Source organism: Stenotrophomonas sp. YJH_SMC_32, assembly GCF_059369975.1.
The window spans coordinates 618366-636250 of record NZ_JCAFTE010000001.1 but is presented as its reverse complement, the minus strand read 5'-3'; the positions used below and the strand labels follow the sequence as shown (position 1 = coordinate 636250).

At 68.0% G+C, this 17885-nt stretch carries 15 protein-coding genes; 9 read left to right on the top strand and 6 right to left on the bottom strand.

Annotation, left to right across the window (positions count from 1 at the left end; translation table 11 throughout):
* Positions 1 to 455: 455 nt before the first annotated feature.
* Together AC5P7S_RS02920 and rsgA are read right to left on the bottom strand one after the other, a co-directional pair.
* Positions 456 to 1709: a flavohemoglobin expression-modulating QEGLA motif protein gene (locus AC5P7S_RS02920; RefSeq protein WP_072167608.1), complete on the bottom strand. Its 1254-nt coding sequence runs from the start codon at positions 1707 to 1709 to the stop codon at positions 456 to 458.
* A 183-nt stretch (positions 1710 to 1892) separates the two neighbouring features.
* Entirely contained in the window at positions 1893 to 3002 is a 1110-nt protein-coding gene (rsgA, locus tag AC5P7S_RS02915) for a ribosome small subunit-dependent GTPase A (protein ID WP_032954513.1), read from the bottom strand.
* Between the two features lie 114 nt (positions 3003 to 3116).
* On the opposite strand from rsgA, the gene AC5P7S_RS02910 reads away from it, so the two are divergent.
* From AC5P7S_RS02910 to AC5P7S_RS02900, 3 genes are read left to right on the top strand one after another with little or no spacing between them, the layout of a single operon-like run.
* Entirely contained in the window at positions 3117 to 4391 is a 1275-nt protein-coding gene (locus tag AC5P7S_RS02910; RefSeq protein ID WP_005419200.1) for a pyridoxal phosphate-dependent aminotransferase, read from the top strand.
* 3 nt (positions 4392 to 4394) lie between these two features.
* Positions 4395 to 5012 carry an SGNH/GDSL hydrolase family protein gene (locus AC5P7S_RS02905; protein ID WP_005419202.1) on the top strand — a complete coding sequence of 206 codons (618 nt, stop codon included), beginning with the start codon at positions 4395 to 4397 and terminating at the stop codon, positions 5010 to 5012.
* A gap of 4 nt (positions 5013 to 5016) precedes the next feature.
* Positions 5017 to 5736: a methyltransferase domain-containing protein gene (locus tag AC5P7S_RS02900; protein WP_005419203.1), complete on the top strand. Its 720-nt coding sequence runs from the start codon at positions 5017 to 5019 to the stop codon at positions 5734 to 5736.
* 124 nt (positions 5737 to 5860) lie between these two features.
* Here the strand turns inward: AC5P7S_RS02900 and AC5P7S_RS02895 are convergent, their stop codons facing one another.
* Positions 5861 to 6640 carry a polysaccharide deacetylase family protein gene (locus AC5P7S_RS02895; protein ID WP_065196458.1) on the bottom strand — a complete coding sequence of 260 codons (780 nt, stop codon included), beginning with the start codon at positions 6638 to 6640 and terminating at the stop codon, positions 5861 to 5863.
* A 59-nt stretch (positions 6641 to 6699) separates the two neighbouring features.
* On the opposite strand from AC5P7S_RS02895, the gene grxD reads away from it, so the two are divergent.
* On the top strand, positions 6700 to 7626 hold the full coding sequence (gene grxD, locus AC5P7S_RS02890; protein ID WP_065185372.1) for a Grx4 family monothiol glutaredoxin: 927 nt from the start codon (positions 6700 to 6702) through the stop codon (positions 7624 to 7626).
* Positions 7627 to 7748: 122 nt separating this feature from the next.
* Here the strand turns inward: grxD and AC5P7S_RS02885 are convergent, their stop codons facing one another.
* From AC5P7S_RS02885 to AC5P7S_RS02875, 3 genes are all read right to left on the bottom strand, one after another.
* Positions 7749 to 8288, bottom strand: a complete 540-nt coding sequence (locus AC5P7S_RS02885) for a DUF924 family protein (protein WP_095377941.1) — start codon at positions 8286 to 8288, stop codon at positions 7749 to 7751.
* A gap of 43 nt (positions 8289 to 8331) precedes the next feature.
* Positions 8332 to 9108 carry an AMP nucleosidase gene (locus AC5P7S_RS02880; protein ID WP_005419211.1) on the bottom strand — a complete coding sequence of 259 codons (777 nt, stop codon included), beginning with the start codon at positions 9106 to 9108 and terminating at the stop codon, positions 8332 to 8334.
* A gap of 117 nt (positions 9109 to 9225) precedes the next feature.
* Positions 9226 to 12612: an autotransporter domain-containing protein gene (locus AC5P7S_RS02875; protein WP_095377940.1), complete on the bottom strand. Its 3387-nt coding sequence runs from the start codon at positions 12610 to 12612 to the stop codon at positions 9226 to 9228.
* 255 nt (positions 12613 to 12867) lie between these two features.
* Here AC5P7S_RS02875 and AC5P7S_RS02870 point away from each other — a divergent pair, with 255 nt between their 5' ends.
* From AC5P7S_RS02870 to AC5P7S_RS02850, 5 genes are all read left to right on the top strand, one after another.
* Positions 12868 to 14277: an amidohydrolase gene (locus tag AC5P7S_RS02870; RefSeq protein WP_095377939.1), complete on the top strand. Its 1410-nt coding sequence runs from the start codon at positions 12868 to 12870 to the stop codon at positions 14275 to 14277.
* Positions 14277 to 15539: an amidohydrolase family protein gene (locus AC5P7S_RS02865; protein WP_095377938.1), complete on the top strand. Its 1263-nt coding sequence runs from the start codon at positions 14277 to 14279 to the stop codon at positions 15537 to 15539. Before AC5P7S_RS02870 ends, AC5P7S_RS02865 begins: the two co-directional genes overlap by 1 nt.
* A 25-nt stretch (positions 15540 to 15564) precedes the next feature.
* Positions 15565 to 16197, top strand: coding sequence for a 2-hydroxychromene-2-carboxylate isomerase (locus AC5P7S_RS02860; RefSeq protein WP_065185376.1), 633 nt, complete (start codon positions 15565 to 15567; stop codon positions 16195 to 16197).
* Positions 16198 to 16292: 95 nt separating this feature from the next.
* Entirely contained in the window at positions 16293 to 17234 is a 942-nt protein-coding gene (locus tag AC5P7S_RS02855) for a DegV family protein (RefSeq protein ID WP_053501128.1), read from the top strand.
* Between the two features lie 77 nt (positions 17235 to 17311).
* Complete coding sequence (locus tag AC5P7S_RS02850) at positions 17312 to 17650, top strand: hypothetical protein (protein ID WP_006469105.1); 339 nt, start codon at positions 17312 to 17314, stop codon at positions 17648 to 17650.
* Positions 17651 to 17885 lie beyond the last annotated feature (235 nt).

The window sequence follows — 17885 nt, the reverse complement described above, 5'->3', positions numbered from 1 at the left end:
CCGTAAACCCATCCATGGGGGCTCGATGGCGCCATCCATGGCGCCAACGGTCCTGCGCCGGCCCATCCGACCCTGCTCGACGGTTTCCCGCGCCACGGTGCGGAGGACAAAGAAGAGCAAGAGCAAAGAGCCGGGCATTGCCCGGCTCTTTGCTTTTCCAGATTTTCAAGCGCAATCCCTTCGGCGCGGTGATGTGCTGCCGCCCGCGCGGGAAACTGTCTGGCGGCGGTGGCGCACCCTGGCCAGGACCGTGAGGCGCATGGATGCGCCGATCGAGCCCCCATGGGTGAGGGCGCTTTGCTTGCGAAGCACTGCTTCGCAAGCGCCCGAACGCCCAGCCGCCAGCGGCTGGGCCGGACCGCGAAGCGGGGTTTACGGCGTGTCCTGGCCAGGGTGCGCCACCGCCGCCCAGCGATATCAATCGAGGCGCCAGCGCATCATCCCGCCAACGCATTTCATTCCGGCGCCAGCTGGTCCATCCGTATCCGGTTGGCAAACAGCGAAAACGCCAGCATGCCGGCCAGCCCATTCGCCCGGCTCACCCAATGCGGCAGCCAGCGCGGTGGCTTCAGCACCCCCGCCTCGAACAACGGTGCGAACGCGATCGCATCGGCCAGGCTCATCTTGCCGGCGAACAACCAGCGGCAGACCTGCAGGCGGTCCTCGGCCAGCATGTGGCGGAAGAAGGTATGCACCGACACCAGGCCGCGCAGGTACACCGTGTCCTTGGTGAAGGCCAGGCCGCCACTCGGCGGCACCCCACGGAACACGCGCTGTGCCGACGCAAAGCTCTCTTCGGCGTTCTGCCCGGCATCGCAGAAGTAGCGGAACACCTCGATGAAGTCGGCGCCTTCGCGGGCCATCGCGATCGCTTCAGTGCGCAGACTGATTCGCTTCAGGCGTTCGATGTCGATGCTGCCGGTGATCTGTTCGGCGAAGGTAGCCAGCCCTTCCTGGGTGGCCGTCACCCGCGGCGAGGACAACGCCAGGCTGGGCAGCACCGGTTGTTCGCGGCCATTCAAGGCGGTCAGCGAATGCACCAGCGCTTCGTGGTGGAACAGCTGCGCGCGGTCGTAGGCACTGAAGCGCGCACTGGTGCGCAGGCGGATGCGGGTCGGTCCGGCAGCGGCCTTGGACACCAGCTCTGGATCGAGCTGCACCTGGATGATGCGCGATTCGAAGAACGCATCCAGGTCATTCTGCAGCTGCAGCTGCAGGGCAATGGCCGAGACCGGCACCTGCTCTTCCGGCGCCAGCAGTTCGTGATCGAGTTCGGCAGCAATCTGGATGAAGTGACGCGCCGCTTCGCGCGTGCTCGGGCCATTGCCTGGCAACGGCTGCTCGGGCGCGCCGAACAACTGAACCGAACAGGTATCGACGGCGGCAGTGCCCAGCCCCTCAAGCAGCTGCGCGGCCAGGTCCCAGCTCTGTGCCGACTGCCGCACGTAGTGGCCCAGCGGATGGCTGTCATCGCAGTCAGCGGCGATCACAGCCAGCGCGCGACGTTCTTCGCTGAAGTCCAGCCGTGGGTAATCCACCTTCGGCAGCACCGGCTGGCCACGTGCCACGCTGTCCAGGAACGGTGCCTGCAGCGTGGCCGGCCAGCTGGTCAGCCCCAGCAGGCGGATGCCTCCCACGGCCTCGACCAGGCGCGCATCGAGCGCTGCATGGTGGGCCACCTCACGGTCCAGCGTCGCGGTCGGTTCCATGGGCGGACTATAGCGCCCTGCCCTTGCTTTGGTAGGTGCCAACCTTGGTTGGCATGCGCCGACGGCGGGCTGCGGACAGATTCGTGCCAACCAAGGTTGGCACCCACCCGAAGCAGGCAGACGCGGGTTCAATACAGGGGTCGGAGCCCATTGCGAGGCAATGGGATCCGACCCCGACACCCATCAGCGCCGGCGCGGCTTTCCGGCCGGGCGGAACTGCTGGCCCTTGCCCTTCCTGCCGCCACGTTCCTGCGCGGTCTCGGCCTGGCGCACCGCCAGCTTGGCGGCAGCGGCAGCCACTTCTTCCTTCAGCTTGAAGTAGTTCAGCAGCCGGCTCTCTTCGATCTCGCCAGCGTCGATCGCTGCGCGGACAGCACAGCCCGGTTCCTGCTGGTGCTTGCAGTCGTTGAAACGGCACTGCGTGGCCAGCGCTTCGATGTCGGCGAAGCCACCTTCGGACAGCGTTTCTTCGCCGGTCGGCTTCAACTCGCGCATGCCGGGGGTGTCGATCAGGCAGGCGCCGGTCGGAAGCGGCATCAACGCGCGATGGGTGGTGGTGTGGCGGCCGCGCGAATCGTTGGCACGCACCGCGTTGGTCTTCATCCGCTGCTCGCCGAGCAGGGTGTTGGTCAGCGTGGATTTGCCGGCACCGGAGGAGCCCACCAGCACCACCGTGCGGCCCGGGCCCAGCCACGGTTGCAGCACCGCCACACTGTCGGCATCCAGGCCGTTGATCGCATGCAACGCGATGCCCTGTATCTCCAGTTCTTCCAGCACCGCCAGCGCATCCTCGCTGTACTCGGTCTGGTCGGCCTTGGTCAGCACCACCACCGGTTCGGCGCCGCCACCGCCGACCAGCAGCAGGTAGCGCTCGATGCGACGCGGATTGAAGTCGGCATCCAGGCCACAAACGATGAACACCGTATCGATGTTCGCTGCGATCACCTGCTGGTGGTAGTGCTCGCCCGCCGCGCCACGCTTGATCGCGGTGCGACGCGGCAGCAGCGCAACGATGCGGATGCCGTCCAGCAGCACCCAGTCGCCCACTGCAGGCCGCTCGTGGCTGGGGAAGCGCGGGCGCTGCCATTCCGGCAGTGACTCCGCTTTGATCGCCGCATCCGGGCCATCGGCCACCACGTAATGGGTCCGGTGCTGCTCGATCACCCGCGCCGGGCGGGCCTGCGGGTGCGCGGCCATCATGGCCTGCCAGTCGGCCTGCTGCGCCGGGCCCGGCCAGGGCCAGCCGATGGTCTGCAGGGCGATGAAATCGGGGGTCTGGGTCATCGCCGCCATTCTACCTGTGACGGCCCCCGGCCAGCCCAGCAATGGCAGGCGCGGAGCCGTTGCCATGCACTGCAGCAATTCCGGTAGGATGGAATCCCCATGCCTTTTGACGGCCCAGCCCCCATGTCCACCCTTTCGCCCAAGCCCCTGGCCATCCGCGAGCGCCTTTCCGAAGTGCGCTACGAGATCCGCGGAGAACTGGCCCGGCGAGCGCGGGAGCTGGAGGCGCAGGGCCGCAAGCTGATCAAGCTCAACATCGGCAACCCGGGCAACTTCGGTTTCCGCGCACCCGAGCACCTGCAGCGCGCGATCGCCGACGACATGGGCCGCACCGACCCGTACACCCACCAGCAGGGCCTGCCGGTGGCGCGTGAAGCCATCGCCGATTACTACGCCCGCCGCGGCGCACCGGATGCACACCCGGACCGCGTGTTCGTCGGCAACGGTGTCAGCGAGCTGATCGACCTGTCGCTGCGCGCACTGCTCAATCCGGGCGATGAGGTGCTGGTGCCGTCGCCGGACTACCCGCTGTGGTCGGCCTCCACCATCCTCAACGATGGCCGACCGGTGTACTACCGCTGCGCCGCCGAAAACGGCTTCCAGCCGGACCCGAGCGAGATCGAGACACTGGTGTCGTCACGCACCCGCGCCATCGTGCTGATCAACCCGAACAACCCCAGCGGCGCCAGCTACCCGCGTGAACTGCTGGAGCGCGTGGTCGAGATCGCACGACGCCACAACCTGCTGTTGCTGGTCGATGAGATCTACGACCAGATCCTGTACGACGATGCGGTGTTCCAGCCGGTCGCGCCGCTGGCCGGCGACCATCCGTGCCTGACCTTCAGCGGCCTGAGCAAGGTGCACCGTGCCTGCGGCTGGCGCGTGGGCTGGGCCCACCTCAGCGGCGACGACGCGCGCCTGGGCGACTTCCGCGCCGCGCTGGACCTGCTGGGCGCGCTGCGCCTGTGCGCCAACGTACCGGGCCAGTACGCCATCGAGGCCGCAGTGAACGGCCCGGACACCATCTCCGAACTGTGCACCCCGGGTGGCCGCCTGTATGAAACCCGCCGTGCGGTGATCGACGCCTGCGAAGCCAGCGAGCACCTGTCGCTGGTCGCGCCGGCCGGTGCGCTGTATGCGTTCCCGGCCGTGGTCGGTGCCGCTGCCAAGGGCTTTGACGACCACAACTTCGCGCTGGACCTGATGAACAACGAAGGCGTGCTGGTGGTACCGGGTTCCAGCTTCAACGTGCCCTACCGCCATCATTTCCGCGTGACCCTGTTGCCGGAAGCCTCGGTGATGCGCGATGTGTTCGCCCGCATCGACCGCGTGCTGGCCCGGCGTGCCGAGGACGCGACCAAGGTCGTGCCGCTGAAGCCGCGCCGTTCGGTGGCCTGAGCGGTGGCGCTGTCCTACCTGGCGCTGGGCGACTCGTACACCGTCGGAGAAGCCGTTGCCGTCGAAGGCCGCTGGCCGCACCAGCTGGCCGCCGCCCTGCGTGCGCAGGATGTGGCGCTGGCCGACCCTCAGACCATCGCCACCACCGGCTGGACCACCGACGAGCTGGACGCCGGCATCGATGCGGCCGCACCCCAGGGTCCGTTCGATTTCGTCAGCCTGCTGATCGGCGTCAACAACCAGTACCGCGGCCGGCCGCTGGACGAGTACCGCGTACAGTTCCAGGCCCTGCTTCAGCGGGCGATCGGCTTTGCCGGGGGCCGCCCCGGGCGTGTGCTGGTGCTGTCCTTCCCCGACTGGGGCGCGACGCCGTTCGGTGCCGGCAGCGGCCGCGACCTGGCCACCATCGAGATCGAGACCGACGAGTTCAACGCAGCGGCCGAGGTGATCAGCACCCAGCAGGACGTGGCCTTCGTCGACATCACCGACATCAGCCGTGACCAGGGTGACAACCCGGCAATGATCGCCGAAGACGGCCTGCACCCGTCGGCGCGGATGTACGCACTGTGGAGCGCGCGCGCGCTGCCGGTCGCCGCACACCTGCTCGGTGGCACGGACTGACACGATGGATGGTACGCCACGGAACGGCCCGCCCCTGCCCTGCACACCGCTGACCGCCCCGCAGGCCCGCGCGATCGCCGAAGCGTTCCGCCCGGCACGGGCCTGGGGCAGCCGCCGCGACTACTACTACACCCGCGGCAAGCTCGGCAGCGACCCGCTGTATGACGGCGTGCTGCAGCATCTGCCCGACGACGGGCAACCCTTACTGGACCTGGGGTGCGGGCTGGGCCTGTTCGCCCACGTGCTGCGCCAGCGCAGCGGCACCCACCCCTACCTCGGCGTGGACGTGGATGCCGGCAAGATCACCCGTGCCCAGCGTGCCGCCGCCGGCCTGCACGCTGTGCGCTTCGACTGCCTGGACGTGCAGGCGCCACTGCCGGCGCAGCCTGGACACGTCCTGTTGCTGGATGTGCTGCAGTACCTGGACGCGGGCCCACAACTGGCATTGCTGCGTGCGGCCAGCGCGCGGGTGGCCGCCGGCGGCCGCCTGCTGCTGCGCACGCCGCTGGCCACCGGCGATGGTCGCGACCGCACCACGCGGGTGGCGGACCGGTTGGCCTGGCTGGTCGGCTGGATGGGCACGCGGCCGCGCCACTACCCCGACCCGCACGTGCTGCAAGCGACACTGGCCGAGGCCGGATTGCAGGTGACGGCGCCGCGTCCCCTGCATGGGCGCACGCCATTCAACAGCTGGTTGCTGGTGGCCGAACGCCCCGCGCTGTAGAGCCGCGCTGCGACGTTTTTCCGGTGCTTCACACCGCCGCCCGAGCATCGGCTCGGGCGCTACAGCAGCGCCCCCTTGTAGAGCCGAGCCCATGCCCGGCTGCTCTACATCACCAGGGCCGGCGTTACGGGACCGGCAGCCGCGCTTTCAGCCCGCGCTCGTCCAGTGCCTTCAGCACGCCCTCAATGATCGCCAGGTTGTGGCCGTGGGCGGCCCCCTCATGCAGCAGCACGATGGCCCCCGGTCGCAGATCCGGCAGCAGGCGGTCGAGCACCCCCTGCGCCGTGCAACCGATGCCGTCGAAGCCGCGCGCGCTCCAGCCGACCCGGACCAGGCCCAGCCGCTGCAGCACCGGCGCCACGAACGGATTGGTCATGCCCACCACCGAGCGGTACCAGCGCACCGGGCGACCGCTTACCGCCTGCAGCGCGTGCTGGCAGCCCTCGATCTCGGCGCGCATCGCCGCCGGGCCCAGCCGCCAGAAGCGCGCCTGCGGATGGCTGTGGCTGTGGTTGCCCAGGTCGTGGCCGCGGCGCAGGATCTCCTGCACCAGTTCCGGCTGCGCCAGCGCGCGCTCGCCCACCAGGAAAAAGGTGGCATGGGCCTGGTGGCGGTCCAGCAGGTCGAGGACGGCACGGGTTTCCGGGCCAGGACCGTCATCAATGGTCAGCCAGACGCTGTTGCCGGCATCCGGCAACCGGCTCAGCACCGGCGCATAGAAGCGACTGTTGGGCAGGAACACCGGCACCAAGAACAGTGCGTGGCTGGCCACCATCAGCGGCACCCCCCAGTGCCAGCCCGCCAGGGCCCAGACCAGGATCACCAGCAGCTGCGACGCCACCAGCCAGGGCAGCCAGCGCCAGGGCCGGGTCGGAATGCGATGCAATGTTCCTGCGTTGCTCATCCCCCATGATGCCATGAGGGGTAGAATCGATGGTTCGAATTCCCGGAACCCCGACGTCCATGTCCCTCGATCCCGCCCTGCGTTCGCGCATCGAATCCATCCTCAACGCCAACCGCGTCGTGCTGTTCATGAAGGGCCAGCCGTCGATGCCGCAGTGCGGTTTCTCGGCCAAGGCCGTGGGCGCCCTGCAGGACCTGGGTGTCGAGTTCGCCCACGTCAACGTGCTGGCCGACCAGGAAATCCGTGAAGGCATCAAGGCCTATGGCGACTGGCCGACCATCCCGCAGCTGTACATCGACGGCGAACTGGTCGGCGGCAGCGACATCGTGCTGCAGATGGCCGCCAGCGGCGAGCTGAGCAGCGTGCTGGGGCTGCCGGCACCGGACCGTACCCCGCCGAGCATCACCGTCACCCCGGCGGCCGTGGAAATGCTCAAGGGCGCGCTGGCCGACGCCCCGGGCGCGGCCCTGCAGCTGACCATCGACGCCGGCTTCCAGCCGAACTTCCAGCTGGCCCCGCACGACGAAGGCGCCATCGCTGCCGAGTCCAATGGCCTGCGCGTGCAGTTCGACCTGGCCAGCGCCCGTCGCGCCAACGGCATCACCATCGACTGGGTGGACGACATCCGCGGCAAGGGCCTGGCCATCGACAATCCGAATGCGCCCAAGCCGGTGCAGGAAATCAGCGTGCGCGATGCCGACGACCTGGTGCGTGCCGGCAACATCACCCTGGTGGACGTGCGCCCGGCCGACGAACGTGAAATCGCCGCCGTGGGCGTACCGTTCAAGACCTTCGACGGCAACGGCCGCGCCGCGCTGGAAGCCCTGCCGAAGGACACCGCACTGGCCTTCATGTGCCACCACGGTGGCCGCAGCGCGCAGGCCGCCGAGCAGTTCCGCGCCCTGGGCTTCACCAAGGTGTTCAACGTGACCGGCGGCATCAACGCCTGGTCGGAAGACGTCGACAACGGCGTGCCGAAGTACTGATTGACGGCGCGGGGTCAGCGCCCTTTCCTGCGGGAAGCGGATCTGGCCCCCGAAAAAAAAGGGGACGGAGGGGATTAAGTCGTTTATGCCACAAACGACTTAATCCCCTCCGCCCCCTTTTTTCAGCCGGCGAATCCGCCTTCGGCCAGGTAGTCCAGTTCCTCCGGCGAGGGAATGCGCCCCAGCACGGCGTTGCGGTGCGGGAAACGGCCGAAGCGGCGGATGATGTCGCGGTGCAGCTCGGCGTACTGCAGGTATTCCTTGTCGCCCAGCACATCGAACATCGCCACCGAACGGTCCTGGTCCAACGGGTCCTCGGAGTGCTCGAACGGCAGGTAGATGAAGGCGCGCAGCTTCGGCACCAGCTGCAGGTCCAGGCCTTCCTCGATGGCGCGCATGGCGTAGTGCCGGGCCAGGCCATCGGTAGCATAGGAATGGGCAGTACCGCGGAAGCAGTTGCGCGGGAACTGGTCCAGCAGCAGCATCAGCGCCAGTGCGCCCTCGGCACTGCCCAGCCAGTGTTCACGCCCACGCGAGGCGGCTGCGAAATGCTCATCCAGGAACAACTGGCGGAACTGCGCGTCGAACGCATCATCGCGGGCGAACCACTTCGCAGGGCCCGCCTCTTTCCAGAATTCCACCACGTGCGCGGCAACGTCCATCACCTACTCCCCAGGGCCGGCGCGCCGCGCCAGGCCATCATCATCATTCGTCGAAGCGCAGGTGGCGGACCGACTTGCCGTTGCGCCGGATAAGCTTAAGCGCCTCGATACCGATCTGGATATGGTTTTCCACGAACTGGGAGCTGACCTTGGCATCGGAGGCCTCGGTCTTGACCCCATCGGGGATCATCGGCTGGTCCGACACCAACAGCAGTGCGCCGCTGGGAATGTGGTTGGCGAAGCCAGCGGCGAACACGGTGGCGGTTTCCATGTCGATGGCCATGCAGCGCATCGCCCGCAGCCGCTCCTTGAACGCCTCGTCGTGCTCCCAGACCCGGCGGTTGGTGGTGTAGACGGTACCGGTCCAGTAGTCGTGGCCGAGATCACGGATCATGGTCGAGACCGCACGCTGCAGCGCGAACGCCGGCAAGGCCGGCACTTCCGGCGGCAGGTAGTCGCCCGAAGTGCCCTCACCGCGGATCGCTGCGATCGGCAGCACCAGGTCACCCAGCTGGTTCTTGCGCTTCAGGCCACCGCACTTGCCCAGGAACAGCACCGCCTTGGGCATCACCGCCGACAGCAGGTCCATGATGATCGCGGCATTGGGGCTGCCCATGCCGAAGTTGATCATGGTGATGCCATCGATGGTGGCGCTGGCCATCGGCCGGTCCAGGCCGATGACCGGGGCGCCGGTCAGCGCGGAGAAGGTGTGCAGGTAGCCGCCGAAATTGGTCAGCAGGATATGCTGGCCGAACTGGTCCAGCGGAACGCCGGTGTAACGCGGCAGCCAGTTGTCGACGATTTCCTGTTTGCTCTTCATGCCCGGTCCGGTTCTGCAGGGGCGCCATTGTAGGCAACGCTGCGCCTGCCCTGCCACACAAAGAGAAGGGGCGGCCCAACGGCCGCCCCTCCTGGTTTCCCTGCGGGAGCCGGTGGCTTAGAAACGCACCGACCAGCGCAGGTTGGCACCGTGGTCGCGGCTTTCGTCGCCGAACTGGCCGCTGTAGCCCAGTTCCAGCTGCTGCTTGGCGGTCAGCCAGGCCGAGAGGCCCAGTTCGGCCACCACCGCGCTGTCGGCGATGGGTGCACCGTTGACCACGAAGCTGTCACCGCCGGTGGCAAAGCCCAGGCGGGCCGACGGGTTGCGGTCGCCGCTGGCGTGGCGGTACGCCACCGCGCCGCGCACGTGCAACCAGCTGTCCTGCTGGAACGAGGCCTTCAGGCCCTTGTCGAAGCGCACGCCGGCCGTGGCCAGGGTGGTGCGCACGTCGTCCACCGAACCCTGCAGGGCCGCAGCACCGCCACGCTCGTTCACGTGCTTGGTGTCCACTTCCACGCGGGCCACCTGCACGTACGGCTCCAGGCCAGCCTCGCGGCCACCGAAGCGGTAGGCCGCTTCGATGAAGGCCTGGCGGGTACGCGCGTCGTAGCGGGCGCTCAGGGTGTCGCTGTAACCGGCGAACGCCAGCTCACGGGTACTGTCCACATCGTGTTCGCTCCATGCCAGGCCGCCACGCAGGCCGAAACCGCCCCAGTTGTGGCTGGCGTAGGCGCCGAAGTGGGTGTTGTCCACCTTCGACCTCGCACGGCGCCCTTCGCCCTGCTTCACGTCGGTGCGGCCGGTACCGGCCAGCACGCCCACCTGCCAGCCGCCGAACTCGCGGTCGGCACCGACCAGCAGGCCGTTGCTGTTGGCTTCGGTGCGGGCGGTGTTGGTGTTGCCGTCCAGCGTGGTGCTGCCGGCCAGGGCCTGCACCCACACACCGCTGGCGTCGCCGCCTTCGGCACCCGGTGCAGCGGCACCGGCACGGCGGGCCAGCGCGGCATCACGCACGTAGCGGCTGCCTTCCAGCAGGGCCGCGCTGGTGGCGGCATGCAGTTCGCCGCTGAGGCTGTCCAGTGCGCTGCCCACCTGTTCCGGGAACAGCATGGTCAGCGGACGCGGCAGGCCCTGGTTGACCGCCAGACCGTCGACGACGGTGGCCACGGCCAACTGGTTGGCGGTGGTGGCCGCGGTAGCCAGCGCGTTGCCGCGGGTCACTTCAATGCGCGCGCCGGCGGCGGAGTAGGCCAGGCCGAACTGCAGGAAGGGCGAGAAGGCGCTGAAATCGGTGCTGGCGAACCGACCGTTCACCCCGCCGTCGGCCTGGATGAAGTTGAACTGCTCGCCCAGGTAGTAGGTGCCCGGTTCCGGCAGCGCCACCAGGGTGCCGCCCAGGGTGGCGGTGCCGGTCACGTGCAGCTGGTCGCTGCGGCTGCCCGGGGCCACCTCGGCCTGGTACACGCCAGTGGCGGTCTGCACATAGTCACCGTTGATGGTGAGCGTGCCGATGGAGTTGCCCGGAGCGATGATGCCGGCCACGGTGGTGTTTCCCAGCTGGCCCACGCCCTTCAGCGTTCCCTTTTCACCCACGAAGGTGCTGCCGCCGGTCTGCACGCCGTTGAAGGACACCACGCCGCCGGTGACGGTCAGGTCCGAGCCGTCCAGCACACCGGTGGCGGTGATGCGGCTGCTGCCGCCCAGGCTGTTCAGCGCTGTGTTCTGCAGGGTGCCGTTCAGCAGGAAGGTTCCGCCGGTCACGTCCACGGCGCTGGTCAGCGTGTTCACGCCGTCCAGTTCCAGCACGCCTTCGCGCACCACCGCGCCGTTGAAGCTGTTGTCGCCGCTCAGGCGCAGCCAGCCGATGCCGCTCTTGGTCAGTTTGCCCGGGCCGCCGATGTCATTGGTCCAGTCGTCCCATGCATCACCTTCCCACACCTTCAGGCCGCCGGCCTTCTGGTTCATCACCACATCGGTGTCCACGCGCAGCGAGCCGTAGCCTTCGACGGCCGCAGCCAGGTTCATCAGGCCCCAGCCGTAGACATCGTCCACGCCTGCAGCACCCAGGTCGGTGGCGGTGGTCAGCAGCACGTCGCGCACCTGCGCGCTGTCCAGGTACGGGAAGCGCTCGAACAGCAGGCCCAGAGCGCCGGTGACGTGCGGGGCGGCCATGGACGTGCCGCTCAGTTCCTCGTAATCGGACGACGGGGTCTGGCTGATGATGTCCACCACCAGGTTGCCATTGTCATCGTAGAAATCACCTTCGATCACCGAATCGGGACCGTACACGGTCGAGTTGATGTTCGAGCCGGGCGCGGCGAGGCACCAGTTCGCCGCCAGGCCACAGCGCATCGAGCGGTTGCTCAGCTCCAGGTCCTGATTGACGTTGACCACGGCCAGCCAGTACGGCTCGACGTCGGCGACGGCGCGCGGCAGCGAGGCATACATGCCGGCAATCGGCGCTTCTTCCGGCGAAGTGTTGGGCGAATCGGTGTTGCCAGCGGCCCATACCTGGATCAGGCCGCTGCTGCGCGAACCTTCGGCCATCGCAGCCAGACTGGCGGCGAACACCGGGTGCGACTGGTACATGTCCAGGTCTTCCGCTGTGGTCGGCTCGTTGGCCAGGCCCCAGCTGTGGTTGATGGCGCGCACACCCTGCTCGTTCATCTGCGCATACAGCTGCGGGTAGATCGAATCGTCGGCCTGGATGGCGGCGATGGTCTGTTCGTCCAGATACAGGGAACCGCCGATATTCACCACCGACAGGTAGGTGGCGCTGTTGGAGAACAGGCGGGCTACGCTCAGGTCGGCGCCGAAGGCAACACCGTGGGTGCCGTGGCCATCACGGTTGGCGGCGATGGTGCCCGACACGTGGGTACCGTGCACGTTGTAGCTCAGGCCTTCGTAGAAGCCATTGCGCTCCAGCAGATCGGCATAGTCCGGGTCGAGCAGCTGGTAGGACACGGCCACCTGGTCACCGTCGCTGGCGAAGCAGGCGTCCGGGCCACTCAGCACTTCGCGCGCGCACAGGCTGCCATCGGCCAGCACGTCGGCCAGATGGATGCTGCGGTGGTCCTTGCCGGCGAACTCGTCGTGGTCCAGGCCGGTGCCGCTGTCGAACACGCCCAGGCGGATGCCGGTGCCGGTCAGTCCGCGTGCGTAGGCCACATCGGCGTTGATCGCCTGCAGGCCCCAGTCGCTGTTGAATTCGGTGGTGCGCCAGCTGGCGGCATCACCCGGCTTGCCCATGATGGGTTCCGGATCGACTTCCACATCGGCGGCGGCGACGGCCAGCGACGGCGAAGCGGTGAGGACCGGTGCGGCAAACGCGGCCTGCAGGCTGCGCTGGAACTGGTAACGCGACAAGGCGTCTGCGTTGCTGTCCTGGGCCAGCGCCGGCAGAGCGGCGGCCATCAGCAGCGAGCCAACAATGGCCGAGGCCAGGGGTGAGGGGAGGATCGAGCGGCGGGAAGCGGTGGAGCGATACGACGGGAAGACAATCATCTGCAGTTACGTCCTTGATTCCTTGAAATATTTCAGGTGCAGCTCCGTCATGGAGCAATGGAAAGCACACCTCACGGCGGGTCAGCGCTCGCTGTCCCACCGGTTGGTAGCGGCAGGTGTCACAAAAAATTAATGCTTCGTTCAGAATTTTTGTATAGGAAAATCCCCACCCCTGCCCCTGCCCAAGGTCACTTGGCAAGTGGTATCGACGACGGATAGCGTCGGCGGATTCACGCGTGGGTTGGGGATCTCTGCATGGCATCGATGGTGTTGCGCGCCGCTCTTGGGCTGGCGCTGGTTTCGTTGAGCACGGCACCGGCGGTGGGCGCCTCGCGCTTCGTCGCCGATCCCTACCCCAGCACCTACCAGGCACACCCCGATGCACCGGTGCTGATCCAGAACGCGACCGTGCTGACCGGCACCGGCCAGCGCCTGGACAACGCCGACGTGCTGCTGCGCGAGGGCCGCATCGTTGCCGTCGGCCGCCAGTTGCAGGCCGATGCTGGTGTCACCCGCATCGATGCGCAGGGCAAGTGGGTCACACCGGGCCTGATCGACGTGCACTCGCACCTGGGCGTGTACCCCAGCCCGGGCGTCGGCGCGCACAGCGACGGCAACGAGATGACCGCGCCGGTCACCGCCAACGTCTGGGCCGAGCACTCGGTGTGGCCGCAGGACCCGGGTTTCGCCACCGCACTGGCCGGCGGCGTGACCAGCATGCAGGTGCTGCCGGGCTCGGCCAACCTGGTCGGTGGTCGTGGTGTGACCCTGAAGAACGTCCCCGCCATCACCTACCAGGCGATGAAGTTCCCCGGCGCGCCGTGGGGGCTGAAAATGGCCTGCGGCGAGAACCCGAAGCGGGTCTACGGCGGAGGCAAGGGCGTCGCTCCGGCCACGCGGATGGGCAACGTTGCCGGTTACCGCGCCGCCTTCATCGATGCCGCCGACTACATCGCCAAGAACAAACCGAAGCCGGCCAAGCGCAAGGGCTGGTTCGGCAGCGACAAGGGCGACAGCGCCGGTGATGCCGGCGGCAAGCGCGATCTCAAGCTGGACACGCTGGCCGGTGCGATCGAGGGCGACATCCGCGTGCATATCCATTGCTACCGCGCCGACGAGATGGCCACCATGCTCGACCTGGCCAAGGAATTCGGCTTCAAGGTGGCCGCCTTCCACCACGGCGTGGAGGCCTACAAGCTGGCCGACCGGCTGGCCGCCGACGGCGTCTGCGGCGCGCTGTGGGCCGACTGGTGGGGCTTCAAGATGGAAGCCTTCGACGGCATTCCGGAGAACATCGCACTGGTCGATCGGCCGAAGAACAGCTGCGCCATCGTCCATTCCGACTCCCCCGAAGGCATCCAGCGCCTGAACCAGGAAGCGGCCAAGGTGATCGCCGCCGCGCGCCGCGCACGCATGCCGGAGATCCCCCCCGAACACGCCATCACCTGGATGACCGCCAACGCCGCCAGGGCGCTGGGGATTGAAGGCCAGACCGGCACCCTGGAGGCCGGCAAGATGGCCGACGTGGTGGTGTGGAACGGCAACCCCTTCAGCTCGTACGCGCTGGCCGAGCAGGTCTTCATCGACGGCCGCCGCCTGTACGACCGCAGCGCACCTGCGGCCACGCCACGTTCCGACTTCCAGCTTGGCCAGGAGGTGCACTGATGGGCGCGTTGAACAAGCGTCGCCGGGCATGGCTCGGCGCTACGGTCATGGTGCTGGCCTGCCTCTCCGCATCCGTGCAGGCGCAGGACCTGCTGGTGCGCAACGCGACCGTACACACGGCCAGCGCGCGCGGCAGCCTGCAGCACGCCGATGTGCTGGTGCAGGGCGGGATCATCCGCGCCGTCGGCAGCGGGCTGTCCGCCCCGGCCGGGGCCAGCGTGGTCGAGGCCGATGGCCGCCCGCTGACACCGGCGCTGTTCGGGGGCATCACCGAGATCGGCATCGAAGAGGTCTCCGGTGAAGCGAGCACGGTCGACAGCACGTTGAAGATCGGCGAACAACCGTTGCGCCCCGAGTTCGATGTCACCCTGGCGTACAACCCGGCCTCGGTGCTGATCCCGGTGGCGCGCCTGGACGGCATCGGCTTCACCGCTCTGGGGGCGGCCACCGGTGGCGGCTTCGTTGCAGGCCAGGGTGGCGTGATGCGGCTGGACGGCAGCGCCGATCCCCTCGGGCCGCGCGCGCTGTTCCTGCGCCTGGGGTCGGCCGCAGTGGAGCTGAGCGGGCATTCGCGTGCGGCGCAATGGATGCTGCTGCAGCAGATGGTGGACGAGGCACGCGGCCAGGTCGCCGCGGACTCGCCGCATGCGCTGCTGACCCCGGCCGGGCGCCGCACGCTGGGCCGCTACCTGGCCGGCCAGGGCCGCATCGTGGTGGAGGTGGACCGCGCGGCGGACATCCGCCAGCTGCTGCGCTGGGCCGCCCGCGAGCAAGTGAAGATCGCCATCGCCGGAGGCACCGAAGCCTGGCAGCTGGCGCCGGAGCTGGCCGCCGCACAGGTACCGGTGTTCGTCGATGTGTTGTCCAACCTGCCGGCCAGCTTCGACCAGATCGGTGCCACGCTGGAAAATGCGGCACGCCTGCAGCGTTCCGGCGTGGCGGTCTCGTTCGTGCAGCGAGGCGACGCCTCGCACAACGCCCGCAAGATGCGCCAGCTGGCCGGCAATGCCGTGGCCAACGGTTTGCCCTGGGCCGACGGCCTGGCCGGCCTGACCCGGGTGCCGGCGCAGGCGTTCGGCGTGGCCGACCAGATCGGCAGCATCGAGCCGGGCAAGCGTGCCGACCTGGTGCTGTGGGAGGGCGACCCGCTGGACGTGGCGCACTATGCCGAACAGGTCTGGCTGGGCGGCCGGGCGATGCCAATGCGCTCGCGCCAGACCGAACTGCGCGACCGCTACCTGCAGCGCAACGCGCAGCCCTGACCTCCAGTTATCCAAGGAAACCCGCATGGCCACCCTGCGCTGGTACTTCGACTTCGTCTCGCCCTATTCCTACCTGCACTGGCAGAAGCTGAAGCAGCTGCCCCAGTTCGCACGGATCCAGACCGTGCCGATCGCCTTCGGTGCCGTGCTGCATCACCTGGGCAACCTCGGGCCGGCCGAGATTCCGGCCAAGCGCCGCTTCATGTACCGCCAGCTGCTGTGGACTGCGCAGGCCGAAGGAACACCGCTGCGGTTCCCGCCGGGCCACCCGTTCAACCCGTTGTCTGCCCTGCGGCTGTGCCTGGCCGCCGGTGGCAGCGTGCAGGCGGTAGACGTGCTGTTCGACTGGATCTGGCGCGACGGCAATGCCGCCGATAGCGCCGAGGCCCTGCGCGAACCGGCTGCGCGGCTGGGGATCGAGGATGTCGCCAGCGCCACCGCGGCCCCCGCGGTCAAGGAGCAGCTGCGGAGGAACACCGAGGCCGCCATTGCTGCCGGCGTGTTCGGCGTACCGACCCTGGCCATCGATGACGAACTGTTCTGGGGCAACGACGCCCATCCGTTGATGGCCGCCGTGCTGGCCGATCCCGCCCTGCTGCAGCAGCCCGAATGGCAGCGCCTGGCCGAACTTCCGGTGGCCGTGCAGCGCAGTCGCTGAACAGGGCCTGGCGCGCTTCCCTCGCGCGCCACGCCAGAATTTGAGATAGATTTCACGTTTCCGAACCTACAACCGCCCTGGAGGGGGAGCCGCGGATGCGCATCGGAATCGTCGTCGACTCGGCCTGCGACCTGCCGCAGGACTTCATTGCCGAGCACAACATCGTGCTGCTGCCGATCACCGTACGAATCGGTGAAGCGGTTCTGGCCGATCATCGCGATGAGCAGGCCACGCTGAGTTTCCTGCATGCACACGTGGCCGAGCACGGTGCCGAGGCGGAGACCATCCCCTTCAGTGTCAACCAGATCCGCGACCTGTTCCTGCAGCAGCTGGTGATCGATTACGACCACGTGTTCTGCATGACCATCACCAAGACCCGCAGCCCGATCCACGACAATGCGCTGCAGGCCAGCTTCGCCATCCTCAACGATTACAAGCCGGTGCGGCAGGCAGCGGGCTACAACTCGCCGTTCGCGCTGCGCGTGCTCGATACCCAGAACCTGTTCGCTGCGCAGGCCGTGACCGCAGTGGAGGCGGTTCGCCTGCGTGACAGTGGTGCCAGCGTGCAGCAGATCCGCGAACGGCTGGAAGAACTGGCCGGCAATGTGCACGGCTACATGATCACCCGCGACCTGTACTACATGCGCGCGCGTGCACGACACAAGGGTGACCGCAGCGTCGGCCTGCTCAGCGCCGCACTGGGCAGCGCGCTGGACATCAAGCCGGTGCTGCACGGCTACCGTGGCCAGACCGGGCCGGTGGCCAAGATCAAGGGCTTCGACAGTGCCGTGCAGAAGCTGTTCGCGGTGGTCAGCCAGCGCGTGCGTGCCGGGCTGATGACGCCGACGGTATGCGTCAGCTACGGCGGTGAGCTGGATGAGCTGCGCAGCCTGCCCGGCTACGCACAGATGAAGGAGGTCTGCGCCGGCCATGGCGTGACCGTGTACGAATCGGTGATGAGCCTGACCGGCATGGTCAATGTCGGCAAGGGCGCGGTCACGGTGGGTTTCGCCGATGGGCCACATCGGTTCGAGTGATGCCCCGACGCGGCGCGAATCTGCACACCGATTCCACCGTGGTTGTGCCAGCCTTGCCGCACTTCAAGGAGAACTTCATGCCTGCGCAGTACCACATCAGCCTGCCCGACCCGTCCAAGGCCCGCGGCAACGACCCTGACCTGTCCTTCCATTCGCAGGGCGCCGCCGGTTTCGCCGAAGAGCTGCAGGACGCCCTGCGCAGCGGCACGCTGTTCGAGCGCTGGAAAGCCAAGCAACCCGACCCGGATGCGGTGGAACCGCAGTGGGGCGTGACCGATCCGGACGCCACCGTGACCGGCGAGCAGAAGGACCTGCGCATCAACCTGGTCGCCACCACCCGTATCGACAGTGACGTGTTCAAGCAGCGCCTGCGCCTGCTGGCCGGCCACCACTGGGAACTGCGCGACGTGCGTTGAGGCACCCGCCCGCCGGGCATGGCCCGGCGCTACCGTGCCCGTGTCGTGATCGACCCGGTGCCGATGACCATGCTCTGGTAGACGCCACCCTTGGTTGGCGCTTGCACAAACGGCTGCCAACCAAGGTTGGCCACTACTGACGCGCCGCCGGACATGGCCCGGCGCTTCCGAGGGCTGCTCCGGTAGATGCCAACCCTGGTTGGCGCTTTCCAACCCGCCGCGCATGTGGCTGGCA

Excerpts from the sequence above, each read along its gene's own strand:
- AC5P7S_RS02920 (WP_072167608.1), bottom strand. The coding sequence starts at position 1,709 with ATGGAACCGACCGCGACGCTGGACCGTGAGGTGGCCCACCATGCAGCG.
- rsgA (WP_032954513.1), bottom strand. The coding sequence starts at position 3,002 with ATGGCGGCGATGACCCAGACCCCCGATTTCATCGCCCTGCAGACCATC.
- AC5P7S_RS02910 (WP_005419200.1), top strand. The coding sequence starts at position 3,117 with ATGTCCACCCTTTCGCCCAAGCCCCTGGCCATCCGCGAGCGCCTTTCC.
- AC5P7S_RS02900 (WP_005419203.1), top strand. The coding sequence starts at position 5,017 with ATGGATGGTACGCCACGGAACGGCCCGCCCCTGCCCTGCACACCGCTG.
- AC5P7S_RS02895 (WP_065196458.1), bottom strand. The coding sequence starts at position 6,640 with ATGAGCAACGCAGGAACATTGCATCGCATTCCGACCCGGCCCTGGCGC.
- grxD (WP_065185372.1), top strand. The coding sequence starts at position 6,700 with ATGTCCCTCGATCCCGCCCTGCGTTCGCGCATCGAATCCATCCTCAAC.
- AC5P7S_RS02885 (WP_095377941.1), bottom strand. The coding sequence starts at position 8,288 with ATGGACGTTGCCGCGCACGTGGTGGAATTCTGGAAAGAGGCGGGCCCT.
- AC5P7S_RS02880 (WP_005419211.1), bottom strand. The coding sequence starts at position 9,108 with ATGAAGAGCAAACAGGAAATCGTCGACAACTGGCTGCCGCGTTACACC.
- AC5P7S_RS02875 (WP_095377940.1), bottom strand. The coding sequence starts at position 12,612 with ATGATTGTCTTCCCGTCGTATCGCTCCACCGCTTCCCGCCGCTCGATC.
- AC5P7S_RS02870 (WP_095377939.1), top strand. The coding sequence starts at position 12,868 with ATGGCATCGATGGTGTTGCGCGCCGCTCTTGGGCTGGCGCTGGTTTCG.
- AC5P7S_RS02865 (WP_095377938.1), top strand. The coding sequence starts at position 14,277 with ATGGGCGCGTTGAACAAGCGTCGCCGGGCATGGCTCGGCGCTACGGTC.
- AC5P7S_RS02860 (WP_065185376.1), top strand. The coding sequence starts at position 15,565 with ATGGCCACCCTGCGCTGGTACTTCGACTTCGTCTCGCCCTATTCCTAC.
- AC5P7S_RS02855 (WP_053501128.1), top strand. The coding sequence starts at position 16,293 with ATGCGCATCGGAATCGTCGTCGACTCGGCCTGCGACCTGCCGCAGGAC.
- AC5P7S_RS02850 (WP_006469105.1), top strand. The coding sequence starts at position 17,312 with ATGCCTGCGCAGTACCACATCAGCCTGCCCGACCCGTCCAAGGCCCGC.